At 50.8% G+C, this 22,953-nt stretch carries 20 protein-coding genes; 7 read left to right on the forward strand and 13 right to left on the reverse strand.

The window, feature by feature from the left end; genetic code table 11:
- Positions 1 to 25 precede the first annotated feature (25 nt).
- The 5 genes from NST44_RS22160 to NST44_RS22180 form a co-directional block, all read right to left on the reverse strand.
- Complete coding sequence (locus NST44_RS22160; RefSeq protein WP_144867742.1) at positions 26 to 1,243, reverse strand: MFS transporter; 1,218 nt, start codon at positions 1,241 to 1,243, stop codon at positions 26 to 28.
- 24 nt (positions 1,244 to 1,267) lie between these two features.
- Complete coding sequence (locus NST44_RS22165; RefSeq protein ID WP_007131897.1) at positions 1,268 to 2,293, reverse strand: ROK family transcriptional regulator; 1,026 nt, start codon at positions 2,291 to 2,293, stop codon at positions 1,268 to 1,270.
- Between the two features lie 266 nt (positions 2,294 to 2,559).
- On the reverse strand, positions 2,560 to 3,144 hold the full coding sequence (locus NST44_RS22170; protein WP_144867744.1) for a hypothetical protein: 585 nt from the start codon (positions 3,142 to 3,144) through the stop codon (positions 2,560 to 2,562).
- 102 nt (positions 3,145 to 3,246) lie between these two features.
- Positions 3,247 to 4,461 (reverse strand): FAD-dependent oxidoreductase, encoded by a 1,215-nt coding sequence (locus NST44_RS22175; RefSeq protein ID WP_144867746.1) that lies wholly within the window; start codon positions 4,459 to 4,461, stop codon positions 3,247 to 3,249.
- A gap of 89 nt (positions 4,462 to 4,550) precedes the next feature.
- On the reverse strand, positions 4,551 to 6,617 hold the full coding sequence (locus NST44_RS22180; protein WP_210094931.1) for a multicopper oxidase family protein: 2,067 nt from the start codon (positions 6,615 to 6,617) through the stop codon (positions 4,551 to 4,553).
- A gap of 216 nt (positions 6,618 to 6,833) precedes the next feature.
- On the opposite strand from NST44_RS22180, the gene NST44_RS22185 reads away from it, so the two are divergent.
- Positions 6,834 to 7,304: a MarR family winged helix-turn-helix transcriptional regulator gene (locus NST44_RS22185; protein WP_007131893.1), complete on the forward strand. Its 471-nt coding sequence runs from the start codon at positions 6,834 to 6,836 to the stop codon at positions 7,302 to 7,304.
- Between the two features lie 128 nt (positions 7,305 to 7,432).
- Here the strand turns inward: NST44_RS22185 and NST44_RS22190 are convergent, their stop codons facing one another.
- Genes NST44_RS22190 through NST44_RS22200 form a run of 3 tightly spaced genes read right to left on the reverse strand, consistent with a single transcriptional unit; the run spans position 7,433 to position 10,057 of the window.
- Entirely contained in the window at positions 7,433 to 8,356 is a 924-nt protein-coding gene (locus NST44_RS22190) for a ribokinase (protein ID WP_144867750.1), read from the reverse strand.
- A 28-nt stretch (positions 8,357 to 8,384) separates the two neighbouring features.
- Positions 8,385 to 9,044 (reverse strand): ribulose-phosphate 3-epimerase, encoded by a 660-nt coding sequence (rpe, locus tag NST44_RS22195; RefSeq protein ID WP_007131891.1) that lies wholly within the window; start codon positions 9,042 to 9,044, stop codon positions 8,385 to 8,387.
- A 14-nt stretch (positions 9,045 to 9,058) separates the two neighbouring features.
- Positions 9,059 to 10,057 (reverse strand): LacI family DNA-binding transcriptional regulator, encoded by a 999-nt coding sequence (locus NST44_RS22200; RefSeq protein WP_144867752.1) that lies wholly within the window; start codon positions 10,055 to 10,057, stop codon positions 9,059 to 9,061.
- A 167-nt stretch (positions 10,058 to 10,224) separates the two neighbouring features.
- Between NST44_RS22200 and NST44_RS22205 the strand changes: the two genes are divergently transcribed.
- On the forward strand, positions 10,225 to 11,604 hold the full coding sequence (locus tag NST44_RS22205; RefSeq protein ID WP_007131889.1) for a PTS transporter subunit IIC: 1,380 nt from the start codon (positions 10,225 to 10,227) through the stop codon (positions 11,602 to 11,604).
- Between the two features lie 132 nt (positions 11,605 to 11,736).
- Here the strand turns inward: NST44_RS22205 and NST44_RS22210 are convergent, their stop codons facing one another.
- Entirely contained in the window at positions 11,737 to 12,393 is a 657-nt protein-coding gene (locus NST44_RS22210) for an SGNH/GDSL hydrolase family protein (protein ID WP_251535058.1), read from the reverse strand.
- A gap of 240 nt (positions 12,394 to 12,633) precedes the next feature.
- On the opposite strand from NST44_RS22210, the gene NST44_RS22215 reads away from it, so the two are divergent.
- Positions 12,634 to 13,968, forward strand: a complete 1,335-nt coding sequence (locus NST44_RS22215) for a GNAT family N-acetyltransferase (protein ID WP_210094929.1) — start codon at positions 12,634 to 12,636, stop codon at positions 13,966 to 13,968.
- A gap of 145 nt (positions 13,969 to 14,113) precedes the next feature.
- Here the strand turns inward: NST44_RS22215 and NST44_RS22220 are convergent, their stop codons facing one another.
- The gene (locus NST44_RS22220) at positions 14,114 to 14,800 is read right to left on the reverse strand and encodes a DNA alkylation repair protein (RefSeq protein WP_210094928.1); all 687 of its coding nucleotides are present in this window, start codon (positions 14,798 to 14,800) and stop codon (positions 14,114 to 14,116) included.
- 44 nt (positions 14,801 to 14,844) lie between these two features.
- Here NST44_RS22220 and NST44_RS22225 point away from each other — a divergent pair, with 44 nt between their 5' ends.
- Complete coding sequence (locus tag NST44_RS22225) at positions 14,845 to 15,132, forward strand: FCD domain-containing protein (RefSeq protein ID WP_280516313.1); 288 nt, start codon at positions 14,845 to 14,847, stop codon at positions 15,130 to 15,132.
- A 2-nt stretch (positions 15,133 to 15,134) separates the two neighbouring features.
- The gene (ilvD, locus tag NST44_RS22230) at positions 15,135 to 16,823 is read left to right on the forward strand and encodes a dihydroxy-acid dehydratase (protein ID WP_210094927.1); all 1,689 of its coding nucleotides are present in this window, start codon (positions 15,135 to 15,137) and stop codon (positions 16,821 to 16,823) included.
- A 188-nt stretch (positions 16,824 to 17,011) separates the two neighbouring features.
- Here the strand turns inward: ilvD and NST44_RS22235 are convergent, their stop codons facing one another.
- On the reverse strand, positions 17,012 to 18,175 hold the full coding sequence (locus NST44_RS22235) for a bis-aminopropyl spermidine synthase family protein (protein ID WP_144878539.1): 1,164 nt from the start codon (positions 18,173 to 18,175) through the stop codon (positions 17,012 to 17,014).
- A gap of 554 nt (positions 18,176 to 18,729) precedes the next feature.
- Here NST44_RS22235 and NST44_RS22240 point away from each other — a divergent pair.
- Both NST44_RS22240 and NST44_RS22245 read left to right on the forward strand, forming a co-directional pair.
- On the forward strand, positions 18,730 to 20,196 hold the full coding sequence (locus NST44_RS22240; RefSeq protein WP_210094926.1) for an MDR family MFS transporter: 1,467 nt from the start codon (positions 18,730 to 18,732) through the stop codon (positions 20,194 to 20,196).
- Between the two features lie 396 nt (positions 20,197 to 20,592).
- Positions 20,593 to 21,468, forward strand: coding sequence for a TetR/AcrR family transcriptional regulator (locus tag NST44_RS22245; RefSeq protein WP_028405710.1), 876 nt, complete (start codon positions 20,593 to 20,595; stop codon positions 21,466 to 21,468).
- A gap of 161 nt (positions 21,469 to 21,629) precedes the next feature.
- On the opposite strand, the gene NST44_RS22250 is transcribed toward NST44_RS22245, so the two are convergent.
- Together NST44_RS22250 and NST44_RS22255 are read right to left on the reverse strand one after the other, a co-directional pair.
- The gene (locus NST44_RS22250; protein ID WP_210094925.1) at positions 21,630 to 22,328 is read right to left on the reverse strand and encodes a hypothetical protein; all 699 of its coding nucleotides are present in this window, start codon (positions 22,326 to 22,328) and stop codon (positions 21,630 to 21,632) included.
- Positions 22,318 to 22,884 (reverse strand): RNA polymerase sigma factor, encoded by a 567-nt coding sequence (locus tag NST44_RS22255; protein WP_210094924.1) that lies wholly within the window; start codon positions 22,882 to 22,884, stop codon positions 22,318 to 22,320. Before NST44_RS22255 ends, NST44_RS22250 begins: the two co-directional genes overlap by 11 nt.
- Between the last annotated feature and the right edge of the window lie 69 nt (positions 22,885 to 22,953).

Consider the following 22,953-nt stretch of genomic DNA (forward strand, 5'->3'; position numbering starts at 1 on the left):
ATAATGCTCGGATGGCTAACCCCGCTTATAGCGGATGGATATCTGCCGAGCGCTCGTGTCGACGGTTCAATAGAACGTTCAACCGTTCGGAGAACAACATCATGGCTGCTGCCGAAACGGCGATATAGATCGGAAAGACTCCGATCGTTGCGAACCCGGCCAGCAGTCCCAGAAGCGGCGGAAGCAACGTGCTGCCTGTGTAGGCAACGGCCATCTGGTAACCCATGATTTTTCCGGCATGCTCTTGGCCGAATCGAACCGGCGTCTCATGCAGCATGCATGGATAGATTGGCGCGAGTCCCAGTCCCATGATCAGCAATCCGGCCAGCGCACAACCGGTCGGAAGCGGCAGCAGCAGGAGCAGCACCCCGGTAAGCGTCAGGATCTGTCCGCCTCGAATGAGCAGCCGATTGCTTAATTTGAATGTAATGAATCCGGTGATGAATCTTCCGATCGTAATGCCTGCAAAATAAATCGAACCCCACAGCGCGGCTTCGTCAGCGGCCAGTCCCCGCTCTTTCACCAAATAGCTGCTGCCCCATAAGCCCACTGTCATTTCAACCCCGCAGTAGAATAAGAACGATGCCAATGCGAGCTTGACGCCTTTCACTTGAAGCGGTTTGGACGCCACCTCCCTGCCCGAAGGAGATGCCGTCTCCGAATGCTCCACTTCCGAACGCGTACTCGCTTTCCCGGCCCGCGCCCTCCATAAAGGAAGCGTAAAGACCAGGATAATCACAAGTGCAAATTGAATGCCTGCCACGGCCAGATAGCCGTCTCTCCAGGATGCATTTCCCGATAAGAACGCGCCCATGATCATCGGCCCCGCTGTCGCGCCGACACCCCAAAAACAATGCAGCCAGCTCATGTGATGTGCCTTGTATCGTGCTGCAACGTAATGGTTGAGCGCTGCATCGACCGCACCTCCGCCAAGTCCGAGCGGAATGGCGCTGACGATTAACCACACGACAGATGGCGCATATGAAAATCCGATGAGTGCGCTGGCCGTCATCACACAGCTTGCAAGTGTCACGGTCCCCGTACCGAAACGCCGCACAACGACTCCGCTTAACAGGCTCGATACGATCGTCCCGACCGTAACGGTCATCGATAACAGCCCCGCTATCCCAAGCGGCGCGTTCAAGTCCAGCCGCATGACCGGCCATGAAGCGCCCAGCATGGAATCCGGCAGCCCGAGGCTGATAAACGCCAAATAAATAACTAGAAGCAATATAGTCCCCATTCATGTACTCTCCCGTTTTCAATTTCAATGGTCTGCAGAAATAAGCAGATTCAGCCCCAGCCTCTTTAATCCGTTCAAATAGTCTTCCTGCCAATCGCTGGCCGTAAGCTTCGGCAGATGCTCCTTCGAAATATAAGAAGCGCTTCTTGCCGAGATCGCGGTAAGAAGTCGATCGTTTACCTCATCACGGTTAAAGATGACGGCATTCGGGTTCAGAATCGCCGTTAATGAAGCAATCAGGCGGCTCACGGCATCAATCCTGTCAGCCTCATTGATGGCAGCATTCGTTCCTTCGACGTAAGTGATCGCTTGTTGGAAATTGCGCCTGTCATACAGGGGCACGAATGAGACTTCACCCGAGAAGGACGTGCTTCCCCGAACGACGTTTCCGTTGACCAGGATCCCTGCTCCCGGCCCGTTCTGGCCGAAATACAAATAGACGAGCGAAGGATTGTCTTGAACGTCCATTTTGTCGTAATAGCCCAATACAGCTGCGTTCATATCGTTCTCCACGACGACGGGAAGCTTAAAACGGGTCTCAAAATGATCCTTCAAGTCAAAATCATGATATTTCTCATAGCCCGGAATATATATGATCCGCCCGCCGTTCACTGATCCCGGGACGCCAAAAGCCAGCGAACCGATCCTAGGAAACCGCTTGATCAAGGATTCGATTTGCTCTGCCAACGTCTCAATACCGTCTAGCAGAAAGCCGGGAGAGATCCCTTTTTCCTTCACTTCGCCCATGCTGTTGTATATTGTGTATTGCGTTTCCGTTCTCTCAAGAAAAAGGGCGACGCTGAGCTGATAATCAGGATTATATGCGTAACGTTGAGCTCTTCTGCCGCCGCTGGATTCGTCGAGACCAAGCGTCAGCAGTTCGCCTGCCTCCTCCATCTGGTGGATAAACTTCGTGATCGTCGGAAAGCTGATTCCTAGCTTTTCGCTCAGCTCGACCTTCGTTGCACTGCCGCATGATAGAAGCGTGGCTCGAATGCCCCGGAGTATTTCCTTCTTCATGTCTTTCGGCGTTGATATCTTCTCGCTCACGGTAAGATCACCTCCGTTACCAATACTTATTAAACTACTTTAATAAGTATGCTTATCATAGCATGGAAACTGAGCAAGCGGAAGCCTCCATACGGAAAATACCAAGCAAACAAGCTGGAGATGGCGCTGAATATGGAGATAAGCATTTCTCCAGGAAGGAGCATTTTTCATCTTAAGCGCAGCCATACGGTGTGCGTAATAGGACGGGGAAGTCCGTAATAAATACAAAAAAAGCCGCGATATTCGCGACTTTTATCCATGAAGGATCAAGCTTTTGTTCGTAACCAAGCTTCGAACTCATCCGGCGTACGTACATCATCCTCTAAGACTGCTGTGTAAATATCGTAGCTCTTTACCTCTTTTCCGTACTCCTGACGTGCTGCCCAGCTGCTTTTAATCTGCAGGATTGCATGACGCAGCTCCGGTGTTAGACGAGCAGGCATCGTTGCCACATGCTTAAGATCAGGCTGCTGATCCGGTTCATCGACAAACCATAGGTCCATTGCCCAGTCCTTTCCTTTTGACGAGGTATACTTTACCCCAAGATATAGACCATCAGGGTAACTAGCATCTGTCCTAAAATCGCCCGAATCATTGAGGAATCGAAGCTCTCGCACACCGTTACTCGTCATCAGCCTGGAAGCAATTCGGGCAATTTCATCAACCTGGAGCTTCGAGCAGACCACGGTAATGTCAAGGTCTCTCCACACCATTAATCCGAGCGCGGAGCTGCCTACTCGTACCGGGGTTCCTGCTGTTGCCAGAAGCTCTTCCAGCCTCAGTTCCTTGACGACCTCATCCGCCTCATGTTGAAGCGCATCCTGCTGATTTAATAATTGGATATCATTCATTCACAACACCTCCTTGCTATGCTAGCATACTTTCATCCAAGTAGGCATTACAAACTTCCGATTATACTAATCTAGATAATCTAATGATCTGCTCATTCAGCCTTATCGGGATGCCCCCGCATTTTGAAGCACACGCTCTTCCCAGTCAATCCGATAATCGTACATCCAGCCATGCGAATCTTTATTGGCGGATTTCAAGAACAGGGGCATCATCGTGTCCCGAAAAAAGGCCTGTACCCGGTTGGATGCATATTTACGCTGTCCTAAGGTGCGAGAATATCGCACGATTCGCTCTACGCGTTCATGCCTGAGCGACCGGAACGTGGTGAACGCAAGTTCAAGATCGTCGATATCCCGTATGCATTTCGTCAGCATCATCGCATCCTCCAATGCCATCGAAGCGCCTTGACCGGCATTCGGAGATGTCGCATGAACGGCATCCCCGATGAATACGGCCGGACCTTTGTGCCACGTCGGCTGCGGCGGCATATCGTAGATTGGAAACGCACCGATATCTCCCTGTGTTGATCGAATGATGTCCAGGATCAGCGGATCATCGCCCTTATATAATTCCGTGGTTCTGCGGTGCCATTCCGACTGAGAGATTGCTAACATGTCTCTGCGGGTCGGTATTCCCTTAACCTCCTCGTTTCCAAACCAGAATACCTCACCTGATGGCTGAACAATATATCCGAAAAATGCTCGGTTGCCGAACACCATCTGTTGTACGCCCGGCACAAACGGTACTTTTACCCCTTTGGAGAATCCCCCAATGCTTATGAGTCCCGTGAATTGGGGCTGCGGCGCATCCGGCAGCAGGCTTTTGCGCAAGGAGGAATGAATGCCGTCACAACCGACGACGAATCTCACGGTTTCCGTCATCCCATTTTCAAACTCCAGCTCCGCTTCCGCGTTTCCGCTCTTCATACGCACAAGCTTGGCTCCAAGCACAAGGGGAATTTGTTGTCGGATGACTTCATCCCGCAGGACGCGGTGCAGGAATCCGCGCTTTACGGTGTATCCTTGCGGCTCTCCTTCCATATGACCGACCTCACCGAGCGGCTTGCCCTTCCCGTTACGAAACCGCATCACTCGCATTTCAAAGCCTTCGCTGCGAATCGGTTGATCGATGCCTAATTCCTTCAGGACACGCAAGCCGTTGCGGCCCACGTTTAGAAATAAGCCTGCATAGTCGTCGTGCGTCGTGGCTGCCTCATAGATGACAGGATTCCAGCCGATTCGCTTTAGAAATAATGCCATTGCCGGTCCTGCAATTCCGCACCCGATCACCGCTACCTTGTTATTGTTCGTATTCATATTCCTTCCATCTCCTTTATCTTAATCATTAAGATATATTACGTGAATTTATCTTGAATCCTATCGTTCAACCCATCGTTCATAAATGCTTATTCAGGATGATTGCCCGTATCGCTGCCTATTGCGAATGGCATGTAGACATTCTCATATGCCACATGCATGGTCATTCCTTTTTGTGCATGATCCAGATTATGGCAGTGATCCATCCATAGGCCGGGATTATTTGCCAAGAATGCGACTTCGAACGACTCGCCAGGTTCAATATTTAACGTATCCAGGACGAGCGGGCTTCCGCTGATCGGTTCGCCGTTCCTGCTTAGGACCTGGATATGATGCCCATGTAGGTGCATAGGATGGTCGGCAAAGCTCCGATTGACGAAGGTCGTTTTTACGATATCTCCCTCCCTGACCATGAGAGTTGGGGTTTCCGGAAACGCCTTTCCGTTGATTACCCATTGCTGTCCCGCTTCTCCGTTATAAGTGCCAAAGTACGTCTGATCTAAAATCACCGTAAACGATCGGTCGAAGTCGGTCGAAGGATTGAACGGAGTGTCTGCTGGCGATCCATACGCTGTGATGTCTAACACCGTGCCTTTCTGGAGTATGTCCGGTTCACCTTGCCCATCCTGACTGTATACAATGCCGATCGGATCTGGTTCCGAGATCATTGTCAAAGTGACCGGCGTCTTTGGCATGGTGAAAATGACATCATAGCGCCCTCCCCCACCGATCCGCAATAAGCTGTCCGTCAGCGTTCCCGGCTCATTGAGCTCATAGCCGTCGACGGCGGCTACCTTATAAGATACGCCGTTCAATGTGAAGGTCTGCGTCAAGTTCCCCGCATTAACGAGCCGAAGCCGTACGGGTGTTCCCGGTTTTACCTTCTGCCGCTGGAACGTATCGGCCAAACCGAGCGCTGCAATTTCCCTGCCGCCCGGCGTCACCCAATGATGGGCCATCACGGTCGCATCCATCGTTTCCGAATCTTGCTGATTGGACGGACGAATGACGAATGAACCGAACAGTCCCTTTTGCACTTGAATGGAAGATTGCTGGTGGGAGTGATACCAGTGGGTTCCCGTTTCATTGACGACAAAACGGTAGGTATACGACTCGCCGGGCATCACGGCATCCTGGGTCATTCCGGCAACGCCATCCTCGCCATTCGGAACATCAACGCCGTGCCAGTGAAGCGTAACGCCGCTCGCAATGTTTTTGTTCACTAACCGTACTTCGACCAGATCACCCTCATCCGCTTCAAGCGCGGGTCCCGGGATCTGCCCGTTGAACGTCCACGCTTCGATGGCTTCGCCGGAAGCCAGACGGAGCGTCTTCGTCTCGGCGCTCAATACATACTTTTTGTCGGGAATACCTGTTTGGGGACCTTTGAGCTCCGTGACGCTCACTGGATTTCCACTCGTCCCGGTAACTTGCCCCTGGTGGTGGGCGTGCATATGATCGTCTTCAAGGATATCACCTCCCCCAAAATCGGCGGTGCGATGGTGAACCATGGGCATCGTGCCGGGTAATTCACTCATTCTCATGGATATCACCAATCCGGCGAGCGCGGTTCCAAGCACAAGAATGGAATACAATGCGCCCCTAGCAATTCTTTGGATACGTTTGGGCGGGCGGTTATCTACAATTCTTAATCTCCTGCCGTGATGAAGGCTAAGCAATAGTGCTGAAAGGATTAAGGCCCCGCCGTATATCAATAAATCCCTCAGGTTAGGGATAGCCGGGATGTCAATCGCCACAAGCCACAATGCAATTACAGCTCCAACGAACATAACATGAACGGTGACTATGACCGATTGCTTGGCGTGACGATCCATCGATTCCCGCGACAGCTTCGGCCGCGCAACCATCCGTACGGCAGCCAACGGCAGGCCAAGCAGCGGTAAAACGACGATGACTCGGTCCATGACGTACAGCCAGCCGAACTGAAGCATAATGATCAGGATGACGGCTGCCCACAGGATGATCAGGCTGCTGCCGATGGCCACACCGAGTTGCGCCGCCCTTACCCAACGCCGGTAGCTCGGGTCGCGTCCTCTAACATATTTAAGATGATTTACTACAAATCCAGTTCCCCCCCAGACCGCAATGGAACACAGTAATAGCAGAAATTCAAATCCCATTAGTGATTCGAACAAGACTGTTCCCCCCATCTAATTATCTTAATCATTAAGATATATGATGATCAAAATCATTATGTTCATTTTACAATAATGAGGGGATGCCGCATTGGTCTCAAGACTGATTCTTCACCTGGACTCTGGATGGAGATGTTGATACCAGCGGTGTTTTTTTAATGCAAGATAGCTGTTATGGTATACTTCATGTATCGCTATGTTTAAAGGTGGTATCGTATGAAACCGACACAACAAGATCTGCAGCAGTCGCTTACCGAGGCTTCCAAACAATTATCTACGCAAACCGTCATGTTCCATCAAGCGGTCGCGGCGCATCTGGGTCTTAACATTACGGATCATAAATGTATGGATCTGATCCTGAGCAAAGGAAGGGTCACGGCGGGACAGCTCGCCGAATGGACCGGCCTAACCACGGGGGCGATAACAAGCGTCCTCAACCGATTGGAGAAGGCAGGCTTCATCCGCAGAGCCAAGGATCCCGGCGATCTCAGGGTGGTTTATGCCGAGCCCGTCTATTCGCAACTGCATGCGATTAAAGAGGTTTTCGCTCCATTAAACGATGCCATGCTTGACTTATATTCGAAGTACGATCAAGATCAGCTGGAGACCATACTCGATTACATCCTTCATTCCAATCAAATTCTGCGTGGCCTCATCGAACAGCTTCGCAAGACCACGAAGGAATAGAAAATAACCGCGATTTTGCATCTATTAACTTGTGTACGCCTTTACTCTATATAGATGTTTAATGAAAAAAAGACAGCCGATCACACGATCGCCTGTCTCTGTATGTGTATGAGAAAATCTTCAATCTATTAACAAGTAGAATGGTAAGACAATACCTCTTGTAATGTTGGAATTGCATCCTGACCGCCGGATCGGGAAACCTTGATGCCTGCCGCAACGCTAGCAAATTTTACGGCCTCAACCAGATCGTTCGTTTCAAGCAGCGAACTGGCAAGCGCTCCCGCAAAGCAATCTCCCGCCCCTACCGTGTCGACGGCATGGACTTTGATGGCCTCGATATACGTCGGTGTGTCATTGTGGTAGACGAGGCTTCCGTTTTCCGCCATTTTCACGACCGATTGCGGGATTCCCATCTCCTTGAGCTTGATGGCAGCTTGCAGCGCAGTTTCTTGATCGACTACATCGATTCCGGTAATGGCTTTGGTCTCTTGTTTATTCGGTAAAATGAGGTCTGCGTATTGAAATGCCTCCTCGAATATACCCTCAGCCGGAGCCGGGTCCAAAATGACGAACATCTTTCTTTTGCGGGCTTCCTGCATGGCGGCAAGTATGGATTCCTTACTGGTTTCCATTTGGACCAGCAGGATCTTGGCATCGAGCTGATCAAAAATCTGCTCAATGTCTTTTCTTAAAATGTGGTCGTTCGCCCCTTTGGTCCCTACCATCGTATTCTCGCCGCGCACATCAATCATCGCAACAAATGTACCCGTTCCGCTTGTTTCCACTTCGAGAACATGGCTGACATCTACATTCTTGACCTCCAGGTTTCTCAGCAGCTGACTGCCTGCGCTATCTTTGCCGACTGCGCCGATCAAAGCTGTTTTTTTATTCAACTGAGCAGCCGTCACCGCCTGATTCGCACCTTTTCCCCCCGGCGTCATATTGATCGAGTTACAAAACACGGTATCTCCATAGGCAGGATACTTGTCCGTATTCACGATGACGTCCATATTGATGCTGCCAACAACCAAAATATCATAGTTCTTCTTCATGGTGATTTCCCCTATCTCGGATTTTCGTTTAGTTGAAAAGCTTGCGTGTATTTGCGACATTATCCTGAATGGAGCCGGCATCATTGAATACGGCGCTTGTTCCCAGCACATACATGGAAGCTCCGGCCTCCCTGCATTTCGGAATCGTTCCGGCGCCGATATTGCCATCGACTTGGATCTCGATGTCCATGCCTGTGCTTTGAATGAATGCATGAAGCTCAGCGATTTTGTCATACATCGCGGGAATAAACGTTTGTCCTGCAAATCCGGGATTCACGGTCATGAGAACTACGTAATCGGTTACGTTATAGACATACTTAAGAAAATCGAGCGAGGTTGCAGGATTTATTGCCACCCCAGCCCGAATTCCCAAGCTTTTGATTTTGGTTAAAGAGCTTTGCAGATGTGCGGTCGCTTCTTCATGAATGGAGATCATGTCCGCTCCGCAATCGGCGAATAACTCGATATAATTCTCCGGTTTGTTAACCATCAAGTGAATATCAAGCGGCTTGTCCGTCAATTTGCGGACCGTCCGGACAAAGTCGGGGCCGAGCGTGAAGTTCGGAACGAAATTCCCGTCCATAATATCGATATGGTAAAAATCGACGCCCGCCTTGTCCAGCTCCGAAATCTGGGACTCCAGGTTGCCAAGATCCGCACACATTAATGATGGACCTAATTTATACATGGTTTACTGCTCCTTTACGTCGTAGCGGAGGAGTTCCTTATGATTAAATCAGGTTCCAGGTTATATTGTTTCGATTGCCCGTTCTTGTCCTGAATCAGCCGTAACAGCTCCTGAACAGCGATTTTTCCGATCTCTGATTTTTTCTGATCCACTGTCGTAAGCGTAGGCGTAATAAAGGAACCGGAACTGATGTTATCATAACCAACGATTTTTACTTGTTCAGGCAAGCGTATATTAAATTCATTGCAAGCGTGAATCGCTCCGATGGCCATGGCATCATTTGAACTGACGATGCTATCAAACGGCTTGCCAGACGAAATGTATTGCTTGATCTGGTGATAACCGCTTTCCATGCTGAAGTCACCGTAAACGATGCTTGTATGTACAGGATGCGGCGCATGCTCCACCGCTTTCCGGAACCCGGCAAAGCGATCATTGGAGCTCTTCTCGTCTTTCGGACCGGATAAAAATACGATATTGCTGCATCCGGAATCACAGATAAGATGATTCGCCGCCTTCCATGCACCAAGCTGATGATCCACCGTGACAGCCGAATAGGCATGCTCGAAATTTGCCCGGTCGATCGTAATCGTCCGAATGCCTCGCGCCTCTAGCATGGCCAAGTCATCGGCATTGACATGCAGCGAGTTGATGATAGCACCGCTTACATAATGGTCCACCATCGAGTCCAAGTAATATTTGACCTTGGAGCGTTGATCGTCGCTGTTGCACAAGAAAATATTATACCCTTCCGCGTTAGCCGCCGTCTCGATCTCCTTCACCAGCTCCGGAAAAAACGGGTTATTGAGCGTAGGCACCAATAGGCCGATCAAATCCGAAGTTCGCTTGGAAAGGCTTTTCGCAAGCAGGTTAGGCTTGTAATTCAATCGTTTAATGACTTGTTCTACACGGGCAATCGTTTCGGGGCTAGCTTCTCCCTTATTGTTGATAATCCTGGAAACTGTCGCTACAGAAACCCCTGCTTCTCTTGCTACATCTCGAATTGTTGTCATAAATTAGTATCCCTCATTTACGTAACCGGTTACTGACTAGTTAAGCATGGATCATTTTTTCTGTCAAATTTAATTTTAACCCCTTGCATAATTTTTTTGCATGTGCTAGATTTCAACTATCCCTCAAGTCACGTAACCGGTTACGACCTTGTTGAGGAAGTGACCTGATGTTTATTGATACGATGAATAATCTATTTAACGGCTTCATCAATCTCGGCGGACCCGCCATGATGTTTGTCATTATTACTGTGCTTTCGCTGCTAGTCGGCGTATCCATCTCGAAGTCTTTGGAAGGCGGCCTTCGGATGGCGGTTGCGCTGACCGGTATGGGCGCGGTCATTTCACTGTTGACCAGCTCCTTTGCTCCTGCGCTCGAGCAGTTTGTTGAATCTACGGGCGTATCCTTGTCGATTACGGACCTTGGCTGGGCACCGCTCGCCGTTATTACTTGGGGCTCCGTGTATACGCTTTACTTTGCCTTTGTCTGCCTGGTTGTCAATTTTATTATGCTGATTACCAAAATGACGACCACGTTGAACGTTGACTTATTTAATATCTGGAATTTATCGGTCATCGGGCTGTTAACGCTGTATTACTCGAATCAAAATTTCATTCTGACGACCTTGTTTGTCATGATGATCTATGCACTGATGCTGATCAATGCCGATGTCATGAAGCCGACGATCAATAAGCTCCTTGATTACGATGATACGAATATCACCACGACAGCGCATCCGAGCTTGTTGATTGCTCCTGTTGTGATGATTTTTAATAAAATCATTGACGTGTGCCTTCCATTCATCGATAAGTATGATTTCAATGCCGAGGTTCTGAATAAGAAAATCGGTTTCTGGGGAAGCAAATTTGCCATTGGCGCTTATTTAGGCATCTTTATCGGACTTCTTGGCCAGCAGTCGGCTGCCGAGATCTTCACCTTGGCATTTACCGGAGGCGTTGCGCTTGAGTTGTTCGCGCTGGTAGGCGGATGGTTCGGCCCTGCCATTGAACCGCTTTCAAACGGCATTACGAAGCAAATGAGCAAGCGCTTAAAAGGCAGAACATTGCTCGTTGGCATCGATTGGCCGATCCTTGCGCCAAGAGCCGAGCTGTGGGCGGTTGCGAACATTCTGGCACCGATCCTGCTTATTATTTCGATCTTTTTGCCGGGCAACAAAGTGCTTCCGCTTGGAGGTATTCTGTTAACCGTACTGGCCCCTGCCCTGTTGATTATAACGAAAGGCCGGGTACTGCGAATGACCATCATTGGAACCGTTCTTATTCCTTTGTTCCTATGGGGCGCAACGTTTATCGCGGAATTTGTGACGGAGACGTCCAGAGCCATGAACAGCATTCCGGCGGGCCTGTCTGCAAACGCTCTATTCTCGTCCATTGACTCGGACCCGATTGAGAAAATGCTAGCCATCTTGATGGGAAGCGCCGTGAAGACCATGGATATGAAATGGATTGGACTTAGCATCGTTGCGGTAGCCCTCTATCTTCTCATGTTTTTCTGGTATTTCAAACAAATGCGCAAGGATCATGCTTAAAAAAGGAAACTCCTCCGTGTTTAATTCTCGGGGGAGTTTTCTGCTTTCTTCTAATATATCGCCCGCCCATTCCAGTGTCTGTTAAGATCGCCGAAACGGCATCCGAGTTCTCTCTTGCCTCGTTGCCCGTGGTTAACCAATTGCGAGCGGGCTGTTCTGAACGACGTTCAGCCATTCACGTGCAATCAATCGATGGCCCGCTGTCGTCGGATGGATCCCGTCCCAGATCCAATAATCCGCTCCTGTTCGAGCTGCGGCATCGTCGAAGGCTTTCTGCAACGGAACAAACAAAGCATCATAATTCTGTGCCAATTGCCTAACAACACTGCTGTATTCTTGGATCATTTGACGCCATCTTTCCCAGCATTGCACGGTAGCCCCTGTCTTCAGCACAAACGGCTCGCATAACACGAGTCCCGTTCCAGGAAGAAGTTCTTTTGTCTCCTCAAGAATATGACGGTATGCCCTCTCGAATCGATCGCTGGCTCCTTCCGGAGCTCCTTCAATCACCCTTCCTGCATCGTTGACGCCGACCAATATGCTGATCAGGTCTGGCTGAAGAAAAATGGCATCCTCATTCCATCTCGCATACAAATCTGATGCACGATTGCCGCTAACCCCCCGATTAATAAACCGCGGCCGGGAATCCGCCAGTTCAAATCCAAGCTCAGCAGCAATAAGATACACGTAACCGTGCCCATGAATATGATTCGGATCGCCGTCGCGCCCGCGATTTCCATCCGTGATGGAATCGCCCTGAAACAATACGGTTTTGCCTGATGCTGTCATCCTCCCACTCCACCCCTTATGTTAGTAAGAACAGTATTACATTGTATCCAACGCCCGTCCCTTATGATGATAAATGAAGCACGGGATCAAGGGTACCCTGAGGATTGGTTTGAAAATCATATATATTTTTGATCCGTTCCCGATCGAGCTCACGCTCTGGGCTAAGATTGAAATTCTCCGTTACCTGCTTGTAAGGCTTTGGTATAATTAGGAAGAGTTTTATAGAGAGGTGATCATTTCATGGATAATACATTGTCCTCGTATCGCTTGCGCCCCTTTAAGAACCAAGACCACGAGGCCTGCTTAGCCGTATTTGACAGTAACGTGCCCAAGTACTTTGCGGCTGAGGAACGACAAGACTATGCATTGTTCTTAGAGAAACTTCCAGGGCCATACTTTGTCTTGGAGAATGAGCGGGGTTCCGTCATTGCCTGCGGTGGATATGCGACAGGCAGAGATGATGAAAGCATTGCTGTACTTTGCTGGGGCATGGTGGATCGGAGTCTGCACCGCTCGGGAGTCGGGACAAAGCTTCTTACGGAACGGCTGCGCCGCATCAGCGCTGAACCGCATTTTTCCATCGTAAAGATTGAGACATCTCCCCATAGTCGAGGCTTCTTTGAGCGGTTTGGGTTTACCGAGCTTGGAACGATTCCGGACGGCTTTGCGCCCGGGCTGGACCTTGTAAGAATGGAGCTAGACCTAGCGCTGGCATCCATCCGCCGTGCTTGTCCTGAACTGGAGATTCATTCGGTGGAGCCCATCGGTTCCGGACAAAACAATGTCCTCAAGCTCGTCAACTCGGAGCTTATCTTCCGTTTCCCCAAGTATAAAGAAGGAACAACCCGTTTGAAGCATGAAGCCGACCTTTTGAGCTTCATTGCCGATCGCCTCCCGCTGGATGTACCGCAGCCCGTGTTATGCTGCTTGGACGATGAAGCCATTTACCGGCCCTTCATCAGTTATCGGAAGCTGAACGGGGAACCTTTGGAAGCGGAACGACTGCAGCAGATCGGGGATGACGCCGTACGCCGGCGGCTGGCCGGGCAATTGGCGGGTTTCTTGCGCCACCTTCATAACATGAACCTTGACGGCCTTTATAAAGGGGAGCTTCGAACGTTTGATCCATATGCCGAATGGGCGGACTTATACGAGCGAATCCAAACCAAGCTGTACCCTTATTTGAAGCCAGAAGCGAGACAATGGACGGATCGGCATTTCGGGAAGTTTCTTCATGCGAAGTCCGATTCGCCAATCGCTCCGGCTTTGATTCACGGCGATTTTGGCACTTCAAACCTACTGTATGATCCGGATGAAATGCGAATTTGCGGCATATTGGATTTTGATGAAGCCGGTATCGGCGACCCGGCCGTTGATTATGCGGCGCTGCGCGCATCATATGGAGAGTCCTTTTTCAAGCTTGTGCTCGACGTATATCCGGAGGTTCATCAGCTTATGGACCGCGTTCTCTTTTACCAGGGCACTTTCGCGTTGCAGGAGGCGTTATTCGGCTTGGAAAACGGTGATTCGGAAGCGTTTCATGCCGGGATTGAGACGGTAAACGCGGGGGGTTAAACCATCGAGTCACCCTAAAGGAATCGAGCAGCTCGAATCGGTAATGAGCTGCTCTTTTTCTTATGGAATAAGACTTCTTCCGAGATGAGAAGAGTTTGCATCGACGATTCGTGCAGGGATACGATTACTAATGGACTCTGCTGCTTCAGGTCCTTGCCGTCAGCAGTTTCAACGCTTCGCGTCTGCTGAGCGGCTGAAGGAATTCATTTGCTGCGAACGCAAGCACGTCGTCAGGATTTACTTTCGCGTATTGGCGAAGCGCCCATCCGATCGCTTTGGCGATAAAAAACTCCTTTTCGTGACAACATATGCGGATATACTGAAATAACCGCTCCTTGTCGGTCCGGTCCTTGTAATGAAGCTGGAAGAGAATTGCTGAACGGCGAAGCCAGAGATTGTCCGACCGGATCCACCGATCCGGGTAACCCTCGATCTGCTCCGGGTAATGGGTCAGATAGCTTCCGGACAAGTTTCCGGCAAGAAAATCTACCGTATCCCACCAGGACTTATCAATGATCAACGATTCCAGAAGCTTGATTCGTGACTCTTCGGTCCGCTTCCCGCGGGCATCCAACAATGTCATCGCCACATTTTGAAATTCTCGCTCGGGCTGTGCCCACAGCAGCTTTACAATCTGTTCCAGCTGTTGTTCGTTTCCCGGTCTTCCATGCGCTTGAAGAAAGGTCTTCAATAGAGCGTTCCGCTCCGGCGTCTGGATACCTAAGAATGCGTACCGATTCTTCATATAGGCGGACATTGCAACGGCCTTATCCGGATGAGCATGGGTGCGGAACCATGAGGTAAGTTCAGCAACAAATCCTTCAACATTCATACGTATATCCTCCCTATTCATTTAGAAAATCATATCACAAGTCCATCGAGAGGAACATACGTTTTCGTTATTGCCGCTTCCAAACCTCGGATAACTCCTATGTGGCCTCCTTCAGCGCCTCCCTTCAAATCCACATCCGGAGGTTCAAATATGTTTTCCTGGCCCAGCCGGTATCCGCAACGTCCGCCTCGGTCGAGGAGCATGCCCGCATAATTCAGGCGCTTGAGAACAAGGATAGAGCGCTGGCCTCTTCGGTGATGAAGCAGAATCTGATTCGACCGATGAAGGAACTGTATGCTTTCATCCAAAATACCAAGGAAGGTGAGATGTAACAATGACGCATGCCAATCAGCGAGATTTGCGCATTCGCAGCAAGGTCATCAGCGAAGGCGTGAACCGGGTCCCGAACCGGGCCATGCTCCGGGCGGTAGGATTCAACGATGAGGATTTCAAGAAACCGATGATCGGGGTGGCAAGCACTTGGAGCGAGGTCACGCCATGCAATATCCATATCGACGCACTGGCCAAGGAAGCCAAGAAAGGCGTCCAGACCGGCGGCGGAGCTCCCCTAATTTTCAATACCATTACCGTGTCTGACGGCATTTCGATGGGACATGAAGGGATGCTCTTCTCCCTGCCAAGCCGGGAAATCATTGCCGATTCCATCGAAACCGTGGTGAACGCCGAACGTTTCGACGGTCTCGTTGCCATCGGCGGCTGTGACAAGAACACGCCGGCTTGTCTCATGGCCATCGGACGCATGAATCTCCCCGCAGTCTACGTCTATGGAGGCACCATTCAGCCCGGATCGCTCAATGGACGCGACGTCAATATCGTGACCGCCTTTGAAGCGGTCGGACAATATCATGACGGGAAAATGACCCCGGAGGAGCTCCATCAGATCGAGTGCCACGTATGTCCGGGTGCCGGCGCCTGCGGCGGCATGTATACTGCTAATACCATGGCCGCAGCGGCCGAGGCACTCGGTATGAGTCTGCCCGGTTCATCCTCCACGGCAGCCATAGCAAGCCATAAAGCCGATGAATGCGTCAAGGCTGGAGAAACGGTCGTTAAGCTGCTGGAAATGGGGATCTATCCCCGGGACATTATGACGAAAAAAGCCTTCGAAAATGCGATTACGGTTGTTATGGCCTTGGGAGGCTCAACCAATGCATTCTTGCATTTATTGGCTATCGCCCATTCGGTTGAGGTCGACCTGACCATCGACGACTTTGAGCGTATACGCAAAAAAGTTCCGCATCTTGCGGACCTTAAGCCGAGCGGTCAATATATGATGCAGGATTTGAGCAATGTCGGAGGCGTTCCTGCCGTGATGAAATTGCTGCTGGAGCACGGTCTTCTGCATGGGGATTGCTTGACCGTCACGGGGCGAACACTCGCCGAAAACTTGGCAGAGGTTCAGCCGCTTACGAGCGGCCAGGATGTGATCCGGCCGTTTGACCGGCCGCTGAAGCCTACCGGACCGCTCGTACTGCTGAAAGGCAATTTGGCGCCGGAAGGCGCCGTGGCCAAAATGTCCGGACTCGCCAAGCTTACATTCACCGGTCCTGCACGCGTGTTTGACAGTGAAGAAGAAGCTACGGAAGCCATTCTGAACGACCGCATACACAAAGGGGATGTGGTGGTTATCCGCTACTGCGGTCCAAAAGGCGGGCCGGGAATGCCTGAAATGCTGTCTGTCACGGCGATGATTGTCGGCAAAGGGCTTGGCGGCGAGGTCGCCCTCTTAACGGACGGTCGATTCTCCGGGGGATCGCATGGCTTCGTGGTCGGACATGTGGCGCCTGAAGCACAGGTTGGCGGACCGATCGCCCTCTTGCGCGAGGGGGACATCATCACCATCGACAGCGAAACACAGGAAATCAATATGCAGGTAACCTCTGAGGAGCTTGAAGCAAGAGCCAAGCAATGGACGCCGTTACCATTAAAGCATTCCAGCGGAGTCCTCCGCAAATATGCCAAGCTGGTATCCTCCGCCTCCAGAGGAGCCGTAACGGACTAATGTGCAGGGAGCGCCGCCTAATGCGGCGCTCCCTTTTTTTTTGCGAAAGACTTGATGCAGCTTTAACGTTCATGGACTTTAGGATTTATTTTGCTAAAGCTCCCTATTCTGCTGGACGAGAGCCGCCCACCTTCATCACGCGAAAGAACGTCTCGTCATGCGCTTTTTCCACTAAATTGTATGAACGATTAACAAGATCTTCTCTCGATCAATTCGAAGTCGTCGTTACTGCAGCGGGGGCAGCCGGCGTTCTTCAGCTTCTCGATGGTTGCGACTTGCTGATTCGCTCCAACCGTTACTTGCTGCTTGCATTGCGTGCAGCTGTATGTGCGAACGGTTCGCTTGATCTCACCCGTGTAGATGGCATCCGGATATCGGCCTGCAAATTCTGCCGACATATGATCGGTCGTGCGAAGCACAAACATTTGGCTCCGGTTTCCGATCAGCTCCGCTCCCTCGTAAGCATTGAAGCTGGGATAATTGGCGTTGATGGTTAAGCCCATTCGAACGAACTCGCGCTGCATGGCCAGCATAACCTCCGGAGATTTGTGGGCGAACGAGAGAAAAACCGGCAGTCCTTGGACCATCTTCAGGGCACGGATTCCCCGTGAGACGAACAAATTCATCCCTGGCAGCGTGTAGGGCGGATCGGTATAAAAGCAGTCAAATTGACCATGCAGTTCCCGGGGCAGCGGCTCTCTGACATCATGAAGATGGCACACAATGGGCAGCTTTCGTTCAGTTGCGATACTCTCGATAAAGCCGATGAAGCGTTCGTCAATATCAACGACGTGCACGCTTGTTGCCGTGTGATCACCGGATGGAAACAGCTTTTGCAGCAGCAGCCCGATCGAAATGCTCACCAAATCATCATCACCTACGCACAGGATTTGCTTACCGATCAGGGTGTGATACTGCAAGCCAAGCACAGCCCTGCGCAAGCTGGTTTCGGGGGTGCAGGAAGATTGGTCGATCTGAACGTTGACTTGCGGCCGCGAAGAGAAGATTTGCTGCAAAACCGATAGGATCTCCCTCCAGTCGTCCGTATCCTCCCGTCCGAGAAGCATCGACTGATGGCAATCGCGCTCTAGCCCCGCGTATCCCCATTCGCGTTCAACCGATTGACGGCCTTCGAATGTGCACCGGACGCCGCGATCCTGAACAAGCGCCCCTGCCCGAATCAGCTCCTTCTTGATGGCGGCGGCAACCGGCGTCGGAAGCAAGGCTGCGCGCGCCAGCCCTTTCGTTGATATCCCCGGATTCAAATAGCATTCGATCAGGAATCGTTCAATAGCCATCGGTCCTTCCTGCAGTCGGATGTGCTGACTTGCTTGTGCTACGTATGGATTCATGTCCTATCACCCCTTCTAGTGGTAAAAAGCAAAAAGGACAGAAGTGAACATACGTTCACCCCTGTCCTCGTATAACCCTCACTAAGCGCGTCAAAAAATAAAAAAATCCGTACGAAGAGTACGGACGCATACGCCTAGAAAAAGGTATCCCTAAGGTTGGTTATATCCGTTGTTCTTAACTAATTCCGCGACTTCGGTCCGCCAGCAAATAACGCCCCGGAATGGACATACGGGTAGCGTAAAGCGGATAAATACAAGCCAAAGTCCTTGTATGGAATTTGATTAGTTAAGAACACTCGCAGACATAAAACATTCCCCTTAGTAAAGTTACTCCCAATCTTACCGGAATGTCCCAGCGAAGTCAAGACGATCGTTTGCCTTCCTTTCTCTTGACACGCAGTCATTCCGTCGATATGATATTCCCTAGTTGTGACCAGTTAGTTTTTAATAAAACTTATTGGTCACAAAAGCGAATCAACTTCTTATTTTTGGCAGCTGGAAGTGTTATTCGCCCTTTTAAATCTTTATACTACTTAGAAAGCAGGTGCACGCTCATGTCAAATCCAACATCAGCTCATATCCCTCAAGAGCAAGGACCGCTGCCCATGAACAAAATCATAGCTTCGCTGGTCGCGGTTGTGATCGGAACCTTCATGGTTCTTCTGGACAGTACGGTTGTTAACGTCGCCATCCCTACATTGGTGAACTATTTCGACAGCTCGCTTCATCTCATCCAATGGTCGATTACCGCCTATACCTTATCCTTGTCGGCAGTCATTCCTTTAGCAGGCTGGATGTCGGATAAATTCAGTCCGAAACGTGTATTTCTGATCTCTATAGGTTTGTTTACCCTCGGATCGGTCTTATGCGCCTTCGCTCAAACGCCTCAGCAGGTGATCCTCTTTCGGATCCTGCAGGGCCTGGGCGGGGGGATGGTTTCCCCGATCGGCATGGCCATGGTCTACCGTATTGCCCCGCCCGAGAAACGAGGCTCCATTATCGGGATGCTTGGCATTCCGCTGCTGCTGGCTCCCGCTCTCGGTCCGGTGCTGTCCGGTTGGATGGTGGAATACGTAAGCTGGCAATGGATCTTTCTGATCAATCTGCCGATCGGTCTTCTGGGCCTCGTAATCGGGAAGAAATATTTGCCTGTCTTTCCGAAACAGAAGGCGCCGACGCTGGATAAGACGGGGTTAATCCTCGGGCCGTTGGCTTTTGCATTGATCACGTTCGGCGTTGGCGAAGGCGGGGTGAGCTGGAGTTCTGCCCGAACGTTATCCGGTCTCATCATCGGAGGCGCAGTGCTTCTTGTGTTTATTCTTTCTTGCTGGAGGAAAGCCGAACCGCTGCTGGAGCTGAGAGTTTTTCGATCGTCTGATTTCAGACGCGGGATTATCACATCCTGGTTCATGCAGGCCGCGATGTATGGAACGGTGCTGCTCTTTCCGCTTCTGCTTCAGCAAATCAAGGGATACTCACCGTTCACGACGGGTCTTATCTTGCTGCCGCAGGCCATCGGCTCTATGATATTCATGCCGTTAGCGGGCAGAATCTTCGATAAAGTCGGTGCCCGTCCGCCTCTCATTGCCGGCATGGCCTTGATGACGAGCGGATTGTTTGCGATGACCTTTCTCCGAACGGACACGCCGCTGCTCTTTATTCTAGTCGTTTTGTTTATGCAGGGCTCGGGGATGGGCTTGTCCATGATGTCGTTAAATACCTATGTATTAAATGCAACACCTCGGCATTTGGTCAGCAGGGTCACTCCACTCACCAGCGCATCGCAGCAGGTCATCGCCTCGTTTGCCATATCGGGCTTTACCGGCTTCCTAGCCTCCCGCATGAAGGCTAACCTGACCCTTTCCGGAACGAACGGGAATGTGCTGGAGGCAAGCCTGACTCCGTTTTGCGATACCTTCTTCGCTGCCGCATGTATTGCATGTGCGGGGCTTGCGCTCAGCTTCTTCATCCGGAAGCCGCAGCCTGTCGCCGCTGAGGTCTCCAGTCCGGGCGCGAGTTGAAGTTTCACGCTAAGCACGTCACGATGTGCCTGCATCAGGCAGGCATCCGTTGCCACAATATGCTGCCTCATTCAGGTTTCCATCGTCATAATAAGACTTGGTTACAAGGGATAAGCCGCCAGATTGGCCGTCTCATGGTGTCGTCATTCATCGTGTTAAAATAACATTATGTGCAGCCCATCATTCCTTTACGCTCGGGTGCACATGCCGGTCCATATTGTTATCCTTCGGATCTTATCAGGGTGTCATGTATTTATTGCGCCAGGACTGGTACAATGAAATTCGTATACTACGCCCGGGTGTTCCATACATGCAACCTTTAGGCCCACGAACCCGAATCCTTGGGCGATTATCGAATATATATTGATGTTTTATGTCATTGAAGGAGGCGGCAGGATGAGCATGATTAAGGAGAAAATTCTTCAATCGGCGGTCCGGCTCTTCGCGGAGAAGGGCTACCAGGCGACATCCATCCAGGATATCGCAGATGACTGCAGCATTGCCAAGGGCTCGCTGTACAAGCATTTTTCCTCGAAAGAAGAGTTGTATGTCAGCATTTTGGAGCGGCGGCAGCAGGTTATGGTCGACGAGGTGGACCGAATCAGGAAAAAGCAATTGTCCAAAAGAGATACCTTTTTGGCCGAAATTGCGTATCAGTTCGATTTTTACGTGGAGCACGGTTACTACATATCCAGGGATCACAACGAGCTTGCCCCGCTCGGCAGCGAAATCATCGAGGACGTATTAAGCCGCATTCGCAGAAGCATGTTCCTGTATTATCAGGATATTCTCCGCCGCCAATACGGATCGGCGATTGAGCCTTGGAAGTGGGACGCCACCGCCATATTTAACGGATTCATCCGCGAATATACCTTCCATCTGTTATTCGGATACAAGCCGATGGACAAGCAGGCGCTTGCTTTGTTCATTGCGGAACGAATGGACGATCTGGTGCATGGGCTGAACCAGCGATCCTCCCCTTCCCTGCTCACGGATGAGCTCATGACCGAGTATTCGGGCATGGAGCTCCGGTCGTTGTTTGCTTCGCGCGGATCGAGAAGAGATGCGCTGATTGAAATGATCGCCTCGTTGATCCCGGACATCGCCGTGCCTAACCAGAGAAAACAAGAATTGACGGAGGTCGCGGCCATGCTGCGCGATGAAGCCGTGCAGGAGCAGCCGCGATTGTTCCTGCTCCGGGCTTTAATGCGTGATCTCGAGTCTGAGAGCGAACTGGCCTTTTACGTAAATCAGCTTCGTCAACTGATCTAGTGTCGAGAGGTTATAGGGGATGCCATCCGTCCGCTTTAACCAGTGCATTCACCATCCAAAGAACCGGAGCATCCGCTCCGGTTTTTTATCGTTTGGCAGGACGTATGCACGAACATAAGCACTGCAGTTATTTGCAGAATACTGAACCATTTTTTATCCCTTTAGCTTTGTGGCTCGTATTCCTCCAACGGTATCCCCGTTTCATCCTTATTTCTATGCTCAATCAGCGAGATTCGGTGTGTCTCGTTTTGAATGGTAACGTCGATCATTTCCTCATAGACCATCGGAATCGAATCCCTCAGGCGCAGACGCAGCTGATATACGGTTTGCATCTCATCCGTACGAATCTGATCCACGTACATTTCATATACCCATGGACTCGATACATCATAGCGTTCAAGCGGAGCTTTGACCTCCGGATGCTCCCAGATGTCCGGCGTCGGGCCTCCCCAGACTCCAAGCTCCCGTTTCATGAATGCGATCCCCAGCGTTACGATCGTGCGATCATTGCCTTGCTTCGTCTCATGATCTGAAGAGCTCCACCAATCGTAATCGCCACCTGCACCGGGCTCGAAGCTGGATTGAAACGCTCCTCCCCCTTGGATGGCGAGACTTGGGGTTACCTGCTTAGGAGAATGAGCTGTCTGGTCACCGATCCAAATGCTCCCGGCACCGAAGACAAGCAGCATCACAGGTACGATTATGATAGCAGACCGAACCCTTCCACGTCGGTTTCGCTTCTTCCTAACATTCTCAAGCCGTTTCTCCACATCCTCCATCATATCTGCCGTAAACCGCCGCTCCTTAAATGGCGGCCGTGCCATCTTTTGATCCCAATCCGACCTCCATTCATTCATCATCCTTCGCTCCTTTCCATTCGGCGGCTATCTTCTTTTTAGCCCTGAAAATTCTGGACTTTACCGTTCCTGGCGCCAGACCTGTAATAACGGATATTTCCTCCATGGATAGTTGATAATGCACGCTCAACACAAGCGGGTCGCGATATTTACCGGGCAGCTTTATAACCTGCTTCCACAATTCATCCGCCATCTCCCGCTCCATATACTCCTCCTCTGCAGATGGCGATGACGAGTCCCTCGTCATCCTCCCCAATCCATCTTCCGGCGATCGCTCTCCAAGGAGGACCACTCTGCGAAAGAACGCCCGTTTTAGATAGGACAACGCGGTGTTGCGTGTGATTTTGAGCAGCCAGGTTTTCATCGAAGCCTCCCCACGAAAGGAGGCAGCATGTTGGTAGGCTTTAATAAACACATCCTGTGCAACATCATCCGCCGTATGCGCATTCTTTGTAATGACGTAAGCGTAATTCCAAACGTCCTCTCCATAGGATTCCATAAGCCCCCGTATATCCGATATGTTCAGCTCTGCAGAAAGCTGCGGCTGCATTTCCTTCAAGCTCCTCCCCCCTTACTCAAACAGACTCCACATGAAGGAAGAAAGTTCCCAAAATAGGCTGATCGATTT

It is taken from the genome of Paenibacillus sp. FSL W8-0919, from assembly GCF_038003785.1.
GTDB lineage: Bacteria > Bacillota > Bacilli > Paenibacillales > Paenibacillaceae > Paenibacillus_AQ > Paenibacillus_AQ lactis.